Here is an 18,614-nt window from a genome sequence, read left to right as displayed (position 1 = left end):
AACTGCTGTCAGAGCCCGAGGAGCAGCCGTCATGATCTGTGCAACGGCCATCAAGATCCGCACAGCCACTAGCAGGTCCCGCACAACTGGCATCCAGACCTGCACGGCCGGTATCAAGAACGGCGTTGGTGTTGTTCGTCTCTGCACGGTTGTGCTCTCCGACCACGCCCCTGGCCGCTGCGTCCGGCTGCGCCGGTGTCAGCGGTGGAAGTGGGAGCTGGCCTGTGGAGTCGTCCTCCTGGTGGCCTTTGTTCGGTGCCATGAATCAAGTCTTCCAAGGGGGTCAGACAACACAAGGGTTAAATGACAACCAAACGTCACATTCACCATCAAAGTCACCAAAACGTGATCAAGCGATGCAGCCAGCACGCGCTGCTTAAACTGGCACTGGCACTGGCACATGCGACCTCGACCGTGCCCAGCCTGGGCCGCAGCCACCGATTACTGTTTTGATTCCCCCACTGGCACTGCCCACAATCTGCGAGCTCGACAGTGGGCCCCTCCGCCACTGCGCCCCCACCAGAGTTCCGCAACCACACTCAACCAGTGTGTCCTTGACAGCGGACCTCCAGCAGCGCCACAGCCCCGACGCCGACCCCAGGCTCTTTGCAGACAGCCCCCGGCCCTTAATGCAGTGAAGCCCGGTCCCCAATGCAAAGAGCCCAAGCCTCTATACAAAGAGCCCGAGCTCATATGCGGAGAACCCCGGCCTGCCAGACTATGGGTATGCCAGCACTTCCCTTTGACCTGAACAGCATTGGTGCAGGCTTACCCATCGCGGACTTGGCCACGCAAGTTGCGGATGCCTTGAATCAGGGATCAGCGGTGATTCAAGCACCGCCCGGGTCCGGCAAAACCACCTTCATTCCTCCTTTGGTGGCCAATCTCCTGGCGGCAACCGTCTCAACACCCGCCCACACCAACAACCCAACAACACCTCCTCACGCGGACAGCACACCCACCTCCCCCAAACGGGGCGACCGTGAGGTGGGGGCGGGCCGCGTCGTCGTGACTCAGCCGCGGCGTGTGGCGGCGCGCGCAGCAGCCTCCCGGCTGGCCCGGCTCACCAACACCCGGGTGGGGGAGGTGGCCGGGTTCAGCGTGCGTGGCCAGCGCACACTGGGGCCGGATGCCTCGGTGGAGTTTGTGACCCCGGGAATCCTGCTGCGTCGATTGCTCAAAGACCCGGAACTGCGCGGGGTCGGGGCCGTTGTACTGGACGAAGTTCACGAGCGTGGCCTGGACACCGATCTCTTGACAGGCATGCTGGCCGAAGTGCGGCAGCTGCGGGAGGATCTGCCCGTGATGGCCATGTCCGCCACGGTGGATGCTCCACTTTTCGCCGGCCTACTCCCTACTGATGCTGGTGCACCGGCCCCGATTGTGGACAGCCCCGCCGTGGTGCATCCCTTGGACATCGAATGGAAACCTGCCGAGCAACCACGTCTGGATGATAGTGGTGTGACCCGCACTTTCCTGCGGCACATTGCGGATGTGGCTGCTCGGGAGCATGCACGGGCGCTGGCGGCAGACCCCACCACGGACGCCCTGGTTTTTGTTCCCGGCGCCTGGGAGGTGGCGCGCGTTGCCGAGCACCTGCGTCACCTCCACGGCGCGGACATCGGTGGAGAGCCACATGCCCAGGGCGCCTCCGGTGCGCTTCCGGCTGTGGAGGTTTTGGAATTACACGGCCGCATTCATCCCAGGGAACAGGATCGCGCCGTTTCCGGGCGACTCCCGGGGGAGCCGGCGCGCGTCGTCGTCACCACCTCCCTGGCGGAATCCTCACTGACCGTGCCGGGCGTACGCCTGGTGATCGACTCCGGTTTGGCTCGTGAGCCGCGCCGGGACACGGTACGCGGGATGACCGGATTGGTCACAGTGGCCGCCTCCCGGGCGTCGGCCGATCAGCGCGCCGGCCGTGCCGCCCGCCTGGGGCCGGGGCGTGCCGTGCGCTGTTACGACGAGCGTACGTGGGCAGCCATGCCCGCCCACGTCACCCCCGAAATCGCCACCGCTGACCTCACGGCGGCCGCCCTTGCCTTGGCGGTGTGGGGCGCTCCCGGTGGCAGCGGGCTGAGCTTGCCCACCGCGCCCCCGGAACGTTCCATGGCGCAAGCCCAGGCCACTTTGCGGACTTTGGGAGCCACCGACGACGCCGACCGCGCCACCGCCCTTGGCCGACGCCTTGCGGATGTCCCAGCCGATCCTCGTCTGGCCCGAGCACTGCTGGTGGGAGCCCATCTGGTGGACCCCCGAACGGCGGCCGAGGTGGTGGCCACACTCTCCAGCGACCAGCACGCCCCGGGTGGTGACCTCACGGCCGTGCTGCGGGCGGTCCGTTCCGCACCCGCGTGGCGCGCTGAGGTGCGCAGGCTGGCCAATGTGGTGACCACCCCAACCGGCCCGACGGCTGAACTCAGCACCACAGCTGAGCTCAACACCACGGCTGGCCTGGCTGAAGTAGTCGGCACACTCACGGTTCGCCCCGAGTACCACGTTGGCGCGGTGGTGGCCCTGGCCCGTCCAGAATGGATTGCCCGCCAGGACGGCAACACCTATCTATTTGCCGGTGGCACCCGAGCCGGGCTACCGTCCGGCTCCGCATTGCAACATCACGAGTGGCTGGCCGTGGCAGATGTTGCCCGTGCTCAGGGCCGTAACGCGCAGGGGACCGGGGCCGTGATCCGCAGCGCTGTGGCATTGGACCAGCCCACCGCGGAAACCATCGCCACCCACCTGGCGAGTGATCTGGTCACCAATCGGGTGGAGACCAACTTTGCGCACGGAACCATCACTGCGCGGCAGGTGCATCGCCTGGGCGCCATCATCCTGGCTTCCACTCCCGTGCAACCGACGCCCGCACAAGCGCAGGAGGCCTTTCGGGAAACGCTGCTGCGCCAAGGGCTGAGCCTGCTCCACTTCTCCACGGAGGCCAAGCAACTGCGTGCCCGCCTTGCCGCCGTACATCGCCACGTGGGCGCTCCCTGGCCAGACATGGACGACGACGCACTCCTGGCCAACCTGGAGACCTGGCTGTCTCCGGAGATCGCCCGCTTGGCCCAAGGGGTCCGCCCCAAGGATCTGGATCTCAAAACCGCCTTGCAACGCCTCCTCCCGTGGCCGGAAGCTGCCCGCCTGGAGGAGCTGGCTCCCACGGCACTGCCCGTGCCATCCGGATCACGACCCCGCATTGACTGGGAAGGGGACCAGCCCGTGGTCCGGGTGAAACTCCAAGAGTGCTTTGGGCTGGCACAATCTCCCCTCGTTCTGGAGGGGACCGTTCCGGTGGTGTTCCATCTGCTCTCACCCGCCGGGCGCGAGCTTGCCATCACCTCAGATCTCAGGTCTTTCTGGTCCGGCCCCTACGCCCAGGTGCGGGCAGAAATGCGCGGCCGTTACCCCAAACACCCCTGGCCGGAAGACCCGTGGAGCGCTCCGGCCACCGCGCGGACCAAGCGGCGGTGATTGTTCCTGATCACTCGGATCAGTGAAAGACCCACCGGGCAGTTTCCCGTGCGGGACCGGGCCATGAGGTCAAACTAAAGAGCAGATAAAGCCCTGCGAGACTGGGCAGATCAGGCCTACGGGACTGGGCAGGTACTGCCGTGAGGGCAGTAGTAAGACGATCCCGTACGGCCCCGAGAGTGCCACGCCAGCGCGCTGTGCTGCCATGTGGCCTGAATCACTACTATCCGGTAGGGTCTGGTTCATCGTTTCAGAAGTTCCCCGGTGCAGACCCCATCAATCAGGTCTGCGCAGTGCACCCTCCCGCACACTCGCGGTGGTGGTCGTGCAACGGATCTTTCTGGTAACCGCTGCAATCCATCAGTTGCGGTGACCTGCTCGGCGGCACGTTGTTGATTCACCGTGTGGGCCGGCTGGCAGGGGCGGTTACTTTTCTCCTCGCTGAGCTGTTTTTGGCATGACACGGAAATGCTGAGAACAACTCGGTGGGGCACACCTTGGGCTTCCAGACTCAAGCCCCTCACTGTGAAGGACACTCGTCATGACAACCACGATCACCGAATCCACTCCCGAAACTTCGCGCAAGACCAGCGGCCAAGCCACTGCCACGGCCCACCAGCAGGTGGGCCCCGAACTTGCCCGCTCCTGGCTGCTGGTCAACGGCGCTCAGCCCGACCGATTCGCTCCAGCCGCAGACAGCGCTGCGGACGTGGTGGTTTATGACATTGAAGACTCCGTGGCCCCGGCGGACAAAGCCACCGCACGCCAGGCCGTGATCGACTGGCTCTCCAGCCTGGATGACAGCGGGCATCGCCGCCGTGGCTGGGTGCGCATCAACGGTTTCGGTACTCCCTGGTGGGCTGAAGATTTGGCCGCCCTGTCCGGAGTTCCGGGGCTCGACGGCGTCATGCTGGCCATGGTGGAGAGCCCCGAGCACGTGACCCGCACCGCTGAAGCTCTGCAGGACGTGAAGATTGTTGCCCTGGTGGAAACCGCCCGCGGAGTGCAGGCGCTACCTGCCATCGCAGGTGCCCGTTCCACCTACCGGCTCGGATTCGGGTTGGGGGACTTCCGCCGGGACACTGGTTTTGGTGACAATCCGCTGACCCTGGCCTACACGCGCTCGCAGTTCACCATCGCCTCCCGCGCCGCCAATCTGCCCGGACCCATTGACGGGCCCTCCGTGGGTGCGCTGGGGGCCAAGCTGGCAGAAGCCGCCGCAGTGACAGCGGAGTTCGGAATGACCGGCAAACTGTGTTTGATGCCCGAGCAAACTGCCACGGTCAATGAGGGCCTGTCCCCGTCGCTGCAAGAGATGACCTGGGCCAGTGAGTTCTTGACGGAGTTCGAGGCCGCCGGTGGGCAGATTCGCAACGGCTCGGATTTGCCGCGATTGGCCCGCGCCAACAAGGTCTTGGGGCTGGCGGCTGCCTTCGGGTTGACGGTGCCGCAGGGCTACGACGTTCACTTTGAGGCACCCACAGACACCTACCACTGCTGAACCGCAACCAATCCCACATAAACCCACGGTAAGAACGTGGAAAATATCGGCAACGGGCGGCAATTGCTTGCCGCCCGTTGCGATGTTGTTGGAAACTGGTGGTCGTGGGGCACAGAGGCCCCGCACCGTCGGTGAGATCCAAACCGGCGCAACAGACCCGATCCGAAGGGACCCCGATGTCCGAGCCGACCGCCGCCGCAACCGCACCGTCCAGTTGGTCCACCGGAACCCAGTCCGATCGCCGTTCCAAGATCGGCATTGTGGGTGCCGGGGCAGTGGGATCATCACTTGCCTACTTCTGCCAGATCCGTGGGATCGCCCGCGAAATCGCCATTTTCGACGTCGCCGGGGACAAGGTTCGCGCGGAGGCAGCCGACCTGTCCCACGGCGCCATGTTCTCCCCGTCCACCGTGGTCACCGGTTCGGATGACGTCTCCGTGTTGACCGGTGCTGACATCGTGGTGATCACCGCGGGCGCCAAGCAGAAGCCGGGACAGCCGCGCCTGGAGCTGGCCGAGGCCAACGTGAACATCCTGCGCTCGCTGACCCCCAAGCTGCTGGAAGTGGCACCGGATGCTGTTTACGTTCTGGTGACCAACCCCTGTGACGTGTTGACCAGCGTGTTCCGCGAACTCTCCGGGCTGCCCAAGGAACGGGTCATGTCCTCCGGCACCGTGCTGGACACCTCCCGCCTGCGCTTGCGCCTGGCAGAGGAAGCCGGCATTTCGCCCACGTCCGTACACGCCATGATCGTGGGTGAACACGGAGACACCGAGTTCCCGCTGTGGTCGATTGCCAACATCGGCACCGTTCCCCTGGTGGACTGGAAGAACGATTCCGGCCAGCTGGCCTTCCCGGAGGACGTCCGGGAGAAGATCGCGGATGAGGTCATGCACGCCGCCTACACCGTGATCGCAGGCAAGGGCGCCACCAACTACGCGATCGGCATGGCAGGCGGTGCCATCTGCCAGGCCATCCTCTCCGATCAGCACGCGGTCATGCCGGTCTCCACCATCCTGGATGACTACCAGGGCATCACCGGCGTTGCCCTCTCCGTTCCCTCCGTGGTGGGCCGCTCGGGCGTGCTGCAGCAGCTGCCCGTACCCATGTCAGATGCTGAAATCCAGCAGCTGCACAATTCCGCGGAAGCGCTCAAGAAGTCATTGACCTCCCTGGGCTTCTGAGTCTCCTGAAGTACGACGACGCCTGTGGCCCGGACCAATTGGTCCGGGCCACAGGCGTCGTCGTAGAGGTGTTGAAGGTTATGGCTTCATCACCTGCAATCGGTCACCGGCTGGAATCCCAGGGGGCTTTGTTGCCGGCAGCGGTAGCGGTTTGACCGTCAATGGGTTCCGCCTGATCTGACTCTTCCTGCGGCGGCAGACCGCGGTGGGAGAGCGCCACGGCCTCCGTGAAGCGCTGCTCTCCTACAGGGTCTTCCTTGTAGGTGATCAGGGAGACCACCACGGCCACGATGGTCGCGGCAACAAAGCCCGGGATGATTTCGTACACGTCTGCCCACGGGGAGTTGGGCCAGACGCCGACCACCACGGCTCCGGTGGCCATGGCTGCAGTGGCGCCGATTCCCGTGAGCTTGCGCCAGTACAGGGACAGCAGCACGATCGGGCCGAAGGCCGCACCAAAGCCCGCCCAGGCAAAGCCCACAAGATCCAAGATCGACTGCGCCGGATCCAAGGCCATGTAGGCCGCCACCAGCGCCACAACCAACACCCCGGCGCGGCTGATCCACAGCGCGGTTTTGGGTGCCAAGGGCTTGCTGCGGAACATCAGCGCAAGATCCTCCACCATGGCGGAGGTGGTGACCACCAGCTGGGAGGACACGGTGGACATGATGGCAGCCAGCACGGCAGCCAAGACCAAACCGGCCAGGAACGCCGGGAACAAGCCAATCGCGGCATCCAAGAACACGGTTTCGGCTGTTTCCGTGTTGGTCAAGGAGATCCGGCCCCGCTGCACCAGCGGGATGGCGAACAGCGCGGTGAAAATGGCTCCCAGAACACACAGTGCCATCCAGGCCACCCCAATGCGACGCCCCGCCACGGCATCCTCATGGCTGCGCAGAGCCATGAAACGCACCAGAATGTGCGGCTGGCCAAAGTACCCCAGCCCCCAGGCCGCCAGGGAAATCACGCCAATCACGCCACCGGCGGCGCCAAAGTCAAACAGGTTCCACGCACCCGGATGCACCTCATCCACGCGCTGCACAATACGTGCGGGGTCACCCACCATGAACAGCACCACGATCGGCACCAACAGCAGGGCAAGGAACATCAGAGTGCCCTGGAAGAAATCCGTGTAGCTGGCGCCCAAGAATCCACCGATCAAGGTGTAAGCAATGGTCACACCGGCAATGATCAGCATGCCCACCAGGTAGGTCTGCTCAAGCTCCCAGCCGAAGCTCTCGGAGAGGGCCCCACCAAAGGCGGAGATGGTGAAGTTGCCGCCGGCCACCATGCCGGAGGAGATGTAGAAGGTGAAGAACACCAGGATCACAAGGCCAGCCACAATGCGCAGCATGCGCCCACCGCGCACCAGACGATTGCCCAGGAAGGAGGGCAGGGTGATGGCGTTGTCGTACTTCTCCGTGAACATGCGAAGGCGCGGGGCAACCACCTTCCAGTTCACCCATGCGCCAATGGTCAAGCCAATGGCAATCCAGGCCTGCACCAAACCGCCCATGTACAGGGCGCCGGGCAAACCCATGAGCAGCCACCCGGACATGTCGGAGGCACCGGCGGAAAGAGCCGCAACGGTGGGCGGGAGGTTACGCCCACCGATCATGTAATCGTCCTTGTCGCGGGTGCGGGTGGAGGCCCACACGCCCACGGCCAGCATGGCCACGAAGTACAGGGCAATGGCGGACATCATCCACCAGAACCCTGAGCCGAAGTCAACCATTTGATTCCTTTCTCAGGCAGGCACCCCATGAGCCTTGGGGTGCCTTGGATCTTGGTCCTACACGCCGTGGTCAGTCCCCGGTTCCCCAGCTCTAGGCCGGAGCGGTGAAAACCCAGGGGCCGTCTCTCAGGCGTAAGTCATTGCGTTGTGTCAGGACATCATCCGCTGAACGTACCGGCTGCGGAAGTCCCAGGGACTCACCGATCCATCCCATGACATCGGCAGTGGTGTATCCCGCCGAACGCAAGTCATCAAGGGTTACAGCTCCGTCACGCTTTGCCAAACGCTGGCCGGAGGTGTTCAGCACCAGAGGCACATGGACGTACTCCACGGCGGGCAGCCCCAACAGCTGCGCCAGATACGCCTGACGTGGAGCGGAGGACAACAGATCATCTGCGCGCACCACCTGATCCACCCCCTGGAAAAAGTCATCCAGGACAACGGCAAGGTTGTAAGCCGGTTGACCGTCTTGACGGAGCAGAACCAGATCATCCACCGCATCCGTGACCTCACCTGCCAAACGGTCAGTGACCGTGGCCTGATCCACCTGCGCGCGGAGGCGAATGGCGGGAGGACGTTGACGACGTCGTTGTGCACGCTGTTCCCGGGTCAAGTGACGGCATGTGCCGGGGTAGGCCCCGGGCGCTCCATGCGGGGCCCCACCAGCCGCGGCGATTTCGGCTTGAATCTCACGCCGGGTGCAGAAGCATTCGTAGGTCAGCCCCCGTGCGGTCAGCTCCGCCACTGCGGCACGGTGAGCTGCCACCCGATCTGACTGCACCAGCACCGGCTGATCCCACTCCAGGCCGATTTCCGCCAGATCCGCAAGTTGCCGCTGCTGGGCACCGTCCTTGACCCGGTCCAGGTCTTCAAACCGCAAGACAAACCGACCGCGGTCGCCACGGGCGAAAACCCACGCCAAGACGGCCGTTCGCAGATTGCCGATGTGAAGATCACCCGATGGGGACGGAGCGTAGCGGCCAGTGGTCATACGCGGTGGTCGGGGTGCGGCCGGGGAATCGCAGTCATGCGGGCCAGGTTACGTCAGGTTCCAGCGGATGTGGCCGCGCAAACTCGCAGGGAGCCGGTGCCTGGCCTTACGCTGACACAGTGATCACCATCAACGAGGTCGGAACTGACGTCCACGTCATCACCACGGAGAACTGGAGGCTGAACTCCGGGCTCATCGTGGGTGCCAACCGTGCCTTGGTGATAGACACCGGTGCGGGACCCCGCCAGGGCCGCGCCATTCTGGAAGCCGTCCGCAAGGTCACCCAGCTGCCGCTGGTGGTGCTCAACACCCACGCCCACTTTGACCATTACATGGGCAACGCAGTGTTTCAGCGCGCCGGGGCCACAGACTTCTGGTCCCACAGGGCCGCCGCACATGCCATGGAAAAATACGGCGACTACCAGAGATCATTCGTGGGCGTTCTGGAACCGGAAATGGGGGAGGGGTCCGGCCTGGACACCCGGATCGTGGTTCCCAGCAGACATCTGCCGGGCACTGGCCGCAGACCCGCCCTGACGCGCATTGACCTGGGTGAGCGCCAAGCTCTGGTGTTCTCCCTGGGCCGAGGGCACACGGACAACGATGTCCTGGTGGGCATTGACGACGTCGTTTTTGCCGGTGACGTGGTGGAGCAGGGGGCGGACCCGTCCTTTGAGGACTCCTTCCCCCAGGACTGGGTCAGCGCCTTGGAGCAGTTGGCAGACCTGGAGCGGTACCGAGTGGTGGTGCCGGGTCACGGGCTGCCCGTGGACCACGCGGATGTGCGCGGAATGGCCGCCACCATGGCAACCGCCATTGAACGCATCATGGAAACCAACGCGCAGCAAACCGCCCAGCACCGGCTGGGGCCCGTGACCGCCAGCATGTTCCGGTTGCCCTACGGGGCGGGGGCCTCCAGGATTCTGTTGGATCGACTCATGGAGCTCGACGTCGCGGACGAAGCGCCCGCACCGTCTGATGGGCAGCCAACAAGCTGAAGCCCAGAATGCCCGCGGCACCTGTGGCCAGGGGCAAACCTGAGATGGTGGTGGTCTGCAGGGCTGCCAGGCCCCCCGCAGCGGCGAGGATCAGCAAGATGGCAAAAACCAACGTGGTGATGGACAGATTGGCGCTGAAACGCTCCGGACGAATCAAACAGCGCAGCAGCAGAGCACCCACCACACCCCAGAAGGCAACCACCAGCACGGAGACCATGGTGTCCATGGGACGGTGCCATCCATTGAGCACCGTGGAGAACCCGGCCAGCGCGGTGGTGAGCGCTCCGAAGAAGGCAATGCTGCCGCGCCAACGGGCTGGTGCAACCATCACCGCAATCATGGCCGCCGTGGCGGCAGCCGCCGTGTGACCCGATGGCAGCGAGTTCATGGTGGTTTCCTGAATGCCGAATGGAGCTTTCACCAAGAACTCGCGTTTGAGCAGTTGGACGGAGACCACCGCACCCAAGCCGCTGAGCATACCGACCAGCAGCGGTACCCAGCGATTGGAACCCACGGCAAACAGCAGCGCCACCACGCCCCACAACACGCAGACCGCCACGGGAACCAGATCAACCCACGGGAGCACGGCGGAGGGCAATTGGGTCAGTAGCCTCTGACCTTCTTGCAGGGCGAGTTCATCAGACCACTGTCCGCCGATGGTCCGCAGGGCGTAGTACGCCAGAGCCCCGGCAGCAGCCAGGAGAATCACAGCGCGCAGCAAAAGCCCCATCACAATGCCGAAGCTCAGATCCCGCGCCGGGGTGTGAGCCGCAGAGGGGTGTGCGGTGGCACCGTAGGCGGCCGGTGGATGAGGTTGCTGGGTGGCATGAGGTCCGGCCTGGTAACCGGAAGGCGCGGCCTGTCCCGCCGGGGCGGGTTGGCCGTATTGCCCGTAGTTCCCCTGCCCCTGGCTGGCAGCGGAGCCGCCGTACTGCGCTTGCTGACTCGGTTGCTGCTGCCGGGTGTAGGCCGCGGGGGGAACGCTTGCTGCCGGTTGGGTGGGCGCTGGCTCCTGCCACGGTGGTGCGCCGGCGTCTGCGCTGCGGTCAAGGTAGGTGGTTTGGATGGGGGCCGTTGCGGGATCGGCAGACAATTCATACCGCTGGCCGGCGCCCGAGCCACTCACCGAGGGCATGGGACGAGTCATCGTGGGGTCCGAGGAAGCGCTGATCTGTTGGGTGTCACCGCCCCCCGCTTCCGAACCGGACCGATCCCCCTGCCAGGCGCGGCCAGAAGATGAGTGGCCAGCCTGTGATGATAGGCCCAGAAGTGAAGGATGGCCAGACTGAGAAGATGACTTGCCAGCCTGTGATGATTGGCTCTTCTGCGTGGTGATCGCCTCAGTAGGGGTTTCTTCCGCACCGCCGCGGGCCCGGGAACGCTGAGGGGTCTCGGGGTCGTTCTCGGCGGGGATGTTGGTAACTGGGTCCTAGTTGAGGTCTGGGCACATGGGTTCAGCTGTGGCCACATAGGTTCAGATCTGGCCACATGGGTTTGGCGTACGGCTCAGCCGCGGCCGACACGGGGGCCGGCCAGCAAAAACTTGCTGCGCAGCGGGTGGATCGTTCCGCCACGCAGATATTTGACGCTCAGTGTGCCAGCCCAGCCTTCGAGTCCGCTGACATTCTCAGGCCGTAAACCGCAAAGTCTGGGGATTGCCTGAGCACCCGGCAAACGTGCGCTGAGCCGCGCATAGGGTGGTGGTCATGCCGCAGAGCACCACACCACCCCGCCTGAGCCCCCACACGCTGGAGCTGGAAGAGATCTTGAGCGGCGCCGTCGTCGTGCGGATTCCGTTGACCGTGCGCTTTCGCGGGGTCAGTTCGCGGGAGGCAGTCTTGGTCCGCGGCCCGCAGGGGTGGGGGGAGTTTGCCCCCTTCCTGGAGTACGACGACGCCGAAGCCTGCGCGTGGTGGCGTTCCTGTCTTGAAGCCGCCTGGCTGGGGTTCCCCGCTCCGGTACGTGACCGGGTTCCCGTCAATGCCACCGTCCCCGCCATTTCTGCGGATCGCGTGCCGCACCTGCTGGACGGATACGGCGATGGCATCACAGCCGTCAAGGTCAAAGTGGCCGAGTCCGGGCAAAGCCTGGCTGAAGACGTTGCCCGAGTGGCTGCCGTACGCGCCCATGCCCCGCACGCCGCAGTGCGGGTGGATGCCAACCAGGGGTGGAGTGCGGCTCAGGCTGTGGAGGCGCTTGCGGTGCTTTGCGAGTACGGCCTGGAATATGCGGAGCAGCCCGCAGCGGGCATTGACGGTCTCTACGCTGTGAAGGAAGGGCTGGCAGCCCGCGGGGTGACTTTGCCCATTGCAGCGGATGAGTCCGTCCGCAAAGCGGATGACCCCTTGGAAGTGGCCCGTTCCGGGGCGGCAGATGTGATTGTGGTCAAGGTGGCACCACTGGGTGGGGTCAGTCGGGCCTTGGAGATTGTGCGCGCGGCGGGACTGCCCGCGGTGGTCAGCTCCGCCATAGACACCTCTGTTGGGCTCAGCGCCGGGGTGGCTCTGGCCGCAAGTCTCCCGCAGCTGCCCTACGCCTGCGGATTGGGCACCGGAACGCTGCTGCAGCGTGACGTGGCGCATCCCCCCTTGAAGCCACAGGCAGGGGCACTACCCGTGGGGTCGGCGACGGTTGATCCCGCCTGCCTTGAAAAAGTGCTGCTGGAAGGAGCGCGGCGCCAATGGTGGCTGCAGCGAATACGCCGGGTGCACCAGCTGCTGATGTCACAAGATTCGCCCGCTCGGGATTGATTCATACCGCCCATATTGGTTCATGCGCTAGAAATTAATTCATATTAATGCGTTCTGACATGGGCGTTTAGTCGTTTGCACTTCACGTGCTGTTGGGTCAAGTAGCCCTATTTCATTACCTCCCGGGTGTCAGATGGTCGCCGTCGTTGAAAAAGCGCAGCTGGCCTGCGCGGAGAGGTAATGATGGCTCGACTCCTTCTGCCCATGCTGGGACACACCAATGGCAAACGCAGTCCACTGACCTGCGCATTGAAGTGCGGTTCCCAGTGCGCCAAACCGGTGTGCAACACCTCCGACAACTCCACGTTTCATGAAGTGGCCTCCACTGCGCTCTCTCGGCGGGCGGCGCTGGGATTTGGTGCTGCCGGCGCAGTGACCGTTGGGGTGGCCGTGACTGGTACCCGCACCGAAGCGCAAGCAACCTTTGCCTACTGGGGCGCCAACAACGGGTCACTGGACTTTGAACCGATCGCCCCCGTTGCGGCCACCGTGGATGACCTCAACGTGCCCACGAATTACAACTGGTCCCCGATCATTCGCTGGGGAGACCCCCTGTTTGAAGATTCCCCGGAGTTTGATCCCCGTAACCAAACTGCCGAAGCCCAAGCCATGCAGTTCGGGTTCAACAACGACTACCTGGACATCATGCCGGATGCCAATGGCACCACCGGTGTGCTGGTGTGCAATCACGAATACACCAATGAAAACACCATGTTTCCGTCCGATCAGAGCGAAGACCTGCAGCGCACAGCCAGCGTGGGTATTGCAGCGCACGGCATGGCCGTGGTGGAGATGGTGCGTGAAGGCCCCGGCAAACCCTGGACCTACGTGCGCGGGGGAGCCCGCAACCGGCGTATCACCGCAGAAACTCCGTTCCGCGTGGACGGGCCGGCGGCTGGTTCCGATCTGCTCAAGACCGTGGCCGATCCGGAGGGCACCACCGTTCTGGGCACCCAGAACAACTGCGCCGGCGGTGTGACTCCCTGGGGCACCATCCTGTCCGGGGAGGAGAACATTCAAAACGTCCTCTCCGGTCCGGACACCGCTGAGAATCGGCGCTACGGCATCCCGGCCGAGCCTCCCAGGCGGCGCTGGGACCTGGTGGATCCCCGCTGGGACGGCAACAATGCGGGTTATGAAAATGAGCCCAATCGGTTTGGCTACATCGTGGAAATCGACCCATCCGATCCCAGCTCCACCCCGGTCAAGCACACCTCCATGGGCCGGTTCAAGCACGAAGGCGCCAACGTGTACGTGGCAGCCGATGGCACCGTGGTGGCCTACTCCGGGGACGACGAGCGCTTTGACTACCTCTACAAGTTCGTCTCGGAGAAGAAGTATGTGGAAGGTGACCGCACCCACAACATGACTCTGCTCTCCTTCGGCGATCTTTACGTGGCCAAGTTCACCGGCAACTCGGAAGATGAGATTGATGGTTCCGGCCGTCTCCCGGCGGACGGTGCTTTTGACGGAGCGGGTGAATGGCTGCCGCTGGTGGTGGGCGGTGAGTCCAAGATTGAGGGCATGGACGTGGACGAGGTGCTGATCTTCACCCGTCTGGCCGCTGACAAGGCCGGTGCCACCAAAATGGACCGACCAGAGGACGTGGAGCCCAACCCCCACACCGGCAAGGTCTACATGGCCTGTACCAACAACACGCGTCGTGGTGAGTCCGGGCGTGCCGGTGCGGATGAAGCCAATCCGCGCAACAACAACCGTGACGGTCACGTCATTGAAATCACGGAGGACACCGCCAACTCGGCAGGCACCACCTTCCACTGGGACATCTTGCTGGTCTGCGGTGACCCGGCCAAGGACGGTTCCGCCTATTTCTCCGGATTTCCCACGGATCAAGTGTCACCGATCTCCTGCCCGGACAACGTGGCTTTTGATTCTCAGGGGCACCTGTGGATCTCCACCGACGGCGCACCCGGAACCATCGGGTACAACGACGGCTTGTTCCGCGTGGATCTCACGGGTGAGCTGCGGGGGCGTACCCAACAGTTCCTCTCCGTGCCACAGGATGCGGAGACCTGCGGTCCGGTGATCCACGACCGCGAAAACATGGTGTACGTGGCTGTTCAGCACCCCGGGGAGGACGGCACTTTTGAGGTGCCGCGTTCCTACTTCCCGGACTACGTGTTGCCCACGCGGGAAGGTGAAGGCCAGTTTGCGATTGCCCGCCCCGCCGTCGTCCAGGTCTTTTCCACGGCCGCAGGGGAGCCTCCGTTCGTGGAGGAGGAGCAGCACCCCGGGAAGGGCAAGGGACGAGGTAAAGGCCGTGGCCATGGTAAGGGCCGTGGGCCCGGCAATGGGCGCGGTCCCCAGCGCCAGGGGTATCGGGGGCGCTCCACTCAGGAGCTGCGCAACAAAGCGCGTAACGCCCCGCGCTCCTACACGGATGGCTGATCTGAGGGTGTGACCCACCGCGAGTGGCCCGGTACTCAGCCGGGCACGGCAGCGGTCAGTAGGGTGAGACGGTGACCGCCGAATCCCTGCTGACCGCCGCCGCCGTCCTGGACCAATTGGTTGCTGCCGGTGCACGTGAATTTTTCTTCTGCCCTGGCTCGCGTTCGGCGCCATTCGTGTATGCCGCCGCCGAACGCGATGGCGCTGACCTGCGCACTCATGTCCGTTTGGATGAACGTTCGGCTGCTTTCCACGCCCTCGGTGCGGCCAAGGTCACCGGCGGTCCCGCGGTGGTGGTGACCACGTCCGGGACCGCTGTGGGCAATCTGATGCCCGCTGCCATGGAAGCTGATCACGCGCAGGTCCCCCTGGTCCTGCTGACCGCGGATCGTCCCCCGGAATTGCGGGGGACCGGTGCCAATCAGACCACCCGGCAGCCGGGGATCTTTGGCGACCACGTTCGGGACAGCGTGGATCTGGTGGTGGATCAGGGGGCGGAGGCACAACAGATCACCGCCCGGGTGCAGTCGGCCTTGGAACCTGTGCTCGCTGCCCTTCACGACGACGACGCCCACGTGCCCGGTCCCGTTCACGTCAATGTGGCGCTGCGTGAACCCCTACAACCGGCGTTGGACCATGTGGCAGCCACTCATATCGAGTCCCCACCGCAGAGGTGGCAACCGGCGGAGCTGAAACCCTGTTCTGCGGTGAGCGTTGTGCCAGCCCACCTGTCGCAAGCACTTCTGCGCCGGGAGGGCAGTGAGCACCCCCCGCGGTCCACCGTGATCCTGGCCGGGGACGGTGCCGGAGACGGGGCCAGGCTACTGGCGGAGTCCCTGGGTCTTCCGCTGCTGGCCGAGCCATCCTCGAATGCTCGGTACGGACCTAACGCGGTGGGCCCGTACCGGCTGCTGCTGGACACCGAGTTGGGGAGCCAGATCGAACGCGTGCTGTTGATCGGTCGCCCCACACTGTCCCGTCCGGTGGGTGCCCTACTGGCACGGTGCCACGTGCAGACGGCGGCCTGGCAGCCGCGTGAGGTGGCGTGGTACGACCCCGGCCGACGCCGTGAAACCGTGTTGCGCACACTCACCGAAGTCACCGCTTTTGTTGGCCGCCCACCGCAGGGTTGGCTGGGGGCGTGGCAACGTCTGGGCGCGGCTGCGCAACGCGCCGTCAATCACGAACTTGCCCTGCCTGAGCAGCCCCAACCGCAGGCGATGCCGGATGGGGTGGTGAGCGCAACGACCGGCGTACTTCCCGGTCCCGTGGTGGCCCGTGAAGTGTGGGCAGCCTGTCTCAGGGATGGCGCACCGCTGGTGGCAGGTTCCTCCAACCCCATTCGGGATCTGGACCTGTGTGCTGATCCATGGGCCGCTGTAGGGGAGGCGGCTCAGAACTCTGCGGGGCAGACGGGTCCGAGCTATCTGGGGCAGACGGGTCAGAGCTTTATGGAGGCGGCGGATCAGACTCCCGCAGGGGGGACCGAGCCGAACCGCGGCGTGACCGTGATGGCCAATCGGGGACTTGCCGGCATTGACGGAACGGTGGCCACCGCAGCCGGCGCTGCTCTGGCCACTGGGCGTCGCGTGCGAGCCCTGATGGGGGACGTGACGTTCCTGCACGACGCCGGGTCTCTGATCCGTCTGGTGCACGAAACCCAGCCTGATCTGCAGATTGTGGTGCTTGACGACCGTGGAGGTGGGATTTTCAACACTCTGGAACACGGTGCGCTGGGCGAACAGCCTCAATGGGCTGAGACCGTGGAACGCTTTTTCGGCACAGAACCCGCCGTGGACATTCCTGCTCTGTGTGCCGGTTACGGCGTGGCCGTGGAGACGGTCACCACGGTGCAAGATCTACACCGTGCTCTGGCGCAGCCGCGTGCCGGGGTGTCGGTCGTCGTCGTTCCGGCCAGCCGGGAGGGTCTACGGTCCATGAGTGCCAGGATCAAGGCTGCCGTTGCCGCGGCGGCTGCCGAGCTCCCACTCAGCGGTTGACCTCCCACGAACTCGCCGAGTTCCCACGTTGTGGGCGGTGATCTGGCAGCGCGATGGGATGTGGATGAAGAGGACGAGCCGGGGGCTGGTGCGTCAGTATCGACGAACCAACCCCCGGCTGCGTGGTGACTCGGTTGAGCGCTAGGACCCGACCTGCGGGTCAGACCACGGGTTCGCGGTCGCGCTCCGTGGTCTGCTGAGTCGTGGCGCGTTGCACGGCCTCCCGTTCGATCAGATACGTGTTGTGCTTGCGGGGCACAATGAAGGTGACGATGGCTCCCACCAGGGCCACGGCGGCGAACGCGTGGAACTGCTGGGTTGCACCCAGGCCCGCGGCCACCAACCAGCCACCGATCAACGGCCCGAACACGCCACCGGCACGGCCGATGGTGGCACAGGCTGCCACACCTGCGGCGCGGGAGTCGGAGGTGAAGTAGTTGGACTGGAAGCCGTAGATCAACACCTGGGTGCCCAGGATGCCAATTCCTGCCACGCCAATGAAGGTGAAGAGCAGCGCCAGTGGGAACTGGAAGGTCATCAATACCAGGGCGATCGCTGCCAACAAGAAGGTGCTGGCAATGATGTTCTGTGGTTTGCCCAGGCGGTCGGAGGCCCGTGCGGCGATCAGACCACCGATCACGGCGGCACCGTTGAGCACAAAGGGGAACCAGAGTTTCTGCTCGGCGTAGCCGTAGGACTCCATGATGCGCGGCAGCCAGGTGTTCATGCCGTAGGTCAGGAACAACCCGGCAAAGGACATGGAGGCCATCAAGAGGGTTGCCACACCGAATTCGCGGGTGAACAGCGCGGCGTAACCGGTGCGCTTGGGCACGGTGGTGGCGCGGCGCACGGCCAGTTCCTCTTCCAAGGGAACGCCGGTTTGGCGGGCCAACTCAATCGCGCGGGCCTCCTGTCCGCGGGAGAGCAGCCACCGTGGGGATTCGGGTAGCTTCATGGCAGCCAGAGGGACCAGGAACAGGATGGGAGTGGCCCCGATCAGGAACAGGCCGCGCCACCCGATGTGTTCGGCCAAGAGAATGCCGCACAGGGAAGCGAACATGCCGCCTGCGGGGACACCCGAGTACACAATCGCGTTGAAGACGCCGCGCTTGTCCTTGGGTGCGAACTCCGCGATGGTCGGCCCGGCCGTGGCGATCACCAGACCCAATCCCAAACCGGTGATGAAGCGCATCAGTCCGAAAGTGAACACAGTGCCGGTGGCCGCGGTGATCGCCATTCCGATGGAGAACCATGCGATGCCGAACATCATCATCTTTTTGCGGCCCAGGATGTCGCCGATGAACCCGGATGCAAAGGAGCCCAGGAGCACACCGATCAGGGCCAGTGAGCCCACGGTGCCGGCCGTTGAAGCATCCAGAACGCCGATGTGGCTGGGGTCGTTCATCAGGGTGGGCATGACAGTTCCGTAGACCACGAGGTCGTAGCCGTCGAAGATCAATGCCGTGCAGGCAATGGCTGCCACCCAGATGGCAGTTTTCATCTCCAACCGCTTGTCAGCGGTCACGAGGGTATTGGCGGTGGACATCAGAGTCGGATCCTTTCGATCAACCGGAGGGT

General features: G+C 64.5%; 11 protein-coding genes. 7 read left to right on the top strand and 4 right to left on the bottom strand.

Features of this window, described 5'->3' with window-relative positions:
- Positions 1–726 precede the first annotated feature (726 nt).
- The 3 genes from hrpB to Q4G32_RS01730 all read left to right on the top strand — a co-directional run bounded on the left by hrpB (position 727) and on the right by Q4G32_RS01730 (position 6,153).
- A complete protein-coding gene (gene hrpB, locus Q4G32_RS01740; protein WP_303348782.1) occupies positions 727–3,468 on the top strand; it encodes an ATP-dependent helicase HrpB in 2,742 nt (913 codons plus the stop codon).
- A 541-nt stretch (positions 3,469–4,009) separates the two neighbouring features.
- Positions 4,010–4,969 carry an HpcH/HpaI aldolase/citrate lyase family protein gene (locus tag Q4G32_RS01735; RefSeq protein ID WP_303348781.1) on the top strand — a complete coding sequence of 320 codons (960 nt, stop codon included), beginning with the start codon at positions 4,010–4,012 and terminating at the stop codon, positions 4,967–4,969.
- 176 nt (positions 4,970–5,145) lie between these two features.
- Positions 5,146–6,153: an L-lactate dehydrogenase gene (locus Q4G32_RS01730; protein WP_303348779.1), complete on the top strand. Its 1,008-nt coding sequence runs from the start codon at positions 5,146–5,148 to the stop codon at positions 6,151–6,153.
- A gap of 103 nt (positions 6,154–6,256) precedes the next feature.
- Here the strand turns inward: Q4G32_RS01730 and putP are convergent, their stop codons facing one another.
- Positions 6,257–7,888: a sodium/proline symporter PutP gene (gene putP / locus Q4G32_RS01725; protein ID WP_303348778.1), complete on the bottom strand. Its 1,632-nt coding sequence runs from the start codon at positions 7,886–7,888 to the stop codon at positions 6,257–6,259.
- A gap of 91 nt (positions 7,889–7,979) precedes the next feature.
- On the bottom strand, positions 7,980–8,879 hold the full coding sequence (gene gluQRS, locus Q4G32_RS01720) for a tRNA glutamyl-Q(34) synthetase GluQRS (protein ID WP_303348777.1): 900 nt from the start codon (positions 8,877–8,879) through the stop codon (positions 7,980–7,982).
- Positions 8,880–8,998: 119 nt separating this feature from the next.
- On the opposite strand from gluQRS, the gene Q4G32_RS01715 reads away from it, so the two are divergent.
- Entirely contained in the window at positions 8,999–9,877 is an 879-nt protein-coding gene (locus Q4G32_RS01715; RefSeq protein ID WP_303348776.1) for an MBL fold metallo-hydrolase, read from the top strand.
- Here Q4G32_RS01715 and Q4G32_RS01710 read toward each other — a convergent pair.
- The gene (locus tag Q4G32_RS01710; protein ID WP_303348775.1) at positions 9,816–11,012 is read right to left on the bottom strand and encodes a phosphatase PAP2 family protein; all 1,197 of its coding nucleotides are present in this window, start codon (positions 11,010–11,012) and stop codon (positions 9,816–9,818) included. The genes Q4G32_RS01715 and Q4G32_RS01710 overlap by 62 nt on opposite strands.
- Before the next feature lie 571 nt (positions 11,013–11,583).
- Between Q4G32_RS01710 and Q4G32_RS01705 the strand changes: the two genes are divergently transcribed.
- The 3 genes from Q4G32_RS01705 to menD all read left to right on the top strand — a co-directional run bounded on the left by Q4G32_RS01705 (position 11,584) and on the right by menD (position 17,036).
- The gene (locus Q4G32_RS01705) at positions 11,584–12,627 is read left to right on the top strand and encodes an o-succinylbenzoate synthase (RefSeq protein WP_303348774.1); all 1,044 of its coding nucleotides are present in this window, start codon (positions 11,584–11,586) and stop codon (positions 12,625–12,627) included.
- Positions 12,628–12,810: 183 nt separating this feature from the next.
- A complete protein-coding gene (locus Q4G32_RS01700) occupies positions 12,811–15,036 on the top strand; it encodes a PhoX family protein (protein ID WP_303348997.1) in 2,226 nt (741 codons plus the stop codon).
- A 71-nt stretch (positions 15,037–15,107) separates the two neighbouring features.
- Entirely contained in the window at positions 15,108–17,036 is a 1,929-nt protein-coding gene (gene menD, locus Q4G32_RS01695; RefSeq protein ID WP_303348772.1) for a 2-succinyl-5-enolpyruvyl-6-hydroxy-3-cyclohexene-1-carboxylic-acid synthase, read from the top strand.
- Positions 17,037–17,196: 160 nt separating this feature from the next.
- Here the strand turns inward: menD and Q4G32_RS01690 are convergent, their stop codons facing one another.
- Complete coding sequence (locus tag Q4G32_RS01690) at positions 17,197–18,582, bottom strand: MFS transporter (RefSeq protein WP_303348770.1); 1,386 nt, start codon at positions 18,580–18,582, stop codon at positions 17,197–17,199.
- Positions 18,583–18,614: the final 32 nt, after the last annotated feature.

Origin of the sequence: Kocuria sp., from assembly GCF_030538595.1 — a bacterium.
Classification (GTDB): Bacteria; Actinomycetota; Actinomycetes; order Actinomycetales; family Micrococcaceae; genus Kocuria.
This window is presented reverse-complemented; position numbering and strand designations above follow the sequence as displayed.

What these genes read in the sequence shown, in the direction of transcription:
- hrpB (WP_303348782.1), top strand. Translation starts at nt 727, where the DNA reads ATGCCAGCACTTCCCTTTGACCTGAACAGCATTGGTGCAGGCTTACCC.
- Q4G32_RS01735 (WP_303348781.1), top strand. Translation starts at nt 4,010, where the DNA reads ATGACAACCACGATCACCGAATCCACTCCCGAAACTTCGCGCAAGACC.
- Q4G32_RS01730 (WP_303348779.1), top strand. Translation starts at nt 5,146, where the DNA reads ATGTCCGAGCCGACCGCCGCCGCAACCGCACCGTCCAGTTGGTCCACC.
- putP (WP_303348778.1), bottom strand. Translation starts at nt 7,888, where the DNA reads ATGGTTGACTTCGGCTCAGGGTTCTGGTGGATGATGTCCGCCATTGCC.
- gluQRS (WP_303348777.1), bottom strand. Translation starts at nt 8,879, where the DNA reads ATGACCACTGGCCGCTACGCTCCGTCCCCATCGGGTGATCTTCACATC.
- Q4G32_RS01710 (WP_303348775.1), bottom strand. Translation starts at nt 11,012, where the DNA reads ATGCCCTCGGTGAGTGGCTCGGGCGCCGGCCAGCGGTATGAATTGTCT.
- Q4G32_RS01705 (WP_303348774.1), top strand. Translation starts at nt 11,584, where the DNA reads ATGCCGCAGAGCACCACACCACCCCGCCTGAGCCCCCACACGCTGGAG.
- Q4G32_RS01700 (WP_303348997.1), top strand. Translation starts at nt 12,811, where the DNA reads ATGGCTCGACTCCTTCTGCCCATGCTGGGACACACCAATGGCAAACGC.
- Q4G32_RS01690 (WP_303348770.1), bottom strand. Translation starts at nt 18,582, where the DNA reads ATGTCCACCGCCAATACCCTCGTGACCGCTGACAAGCGGTTGGAGATG.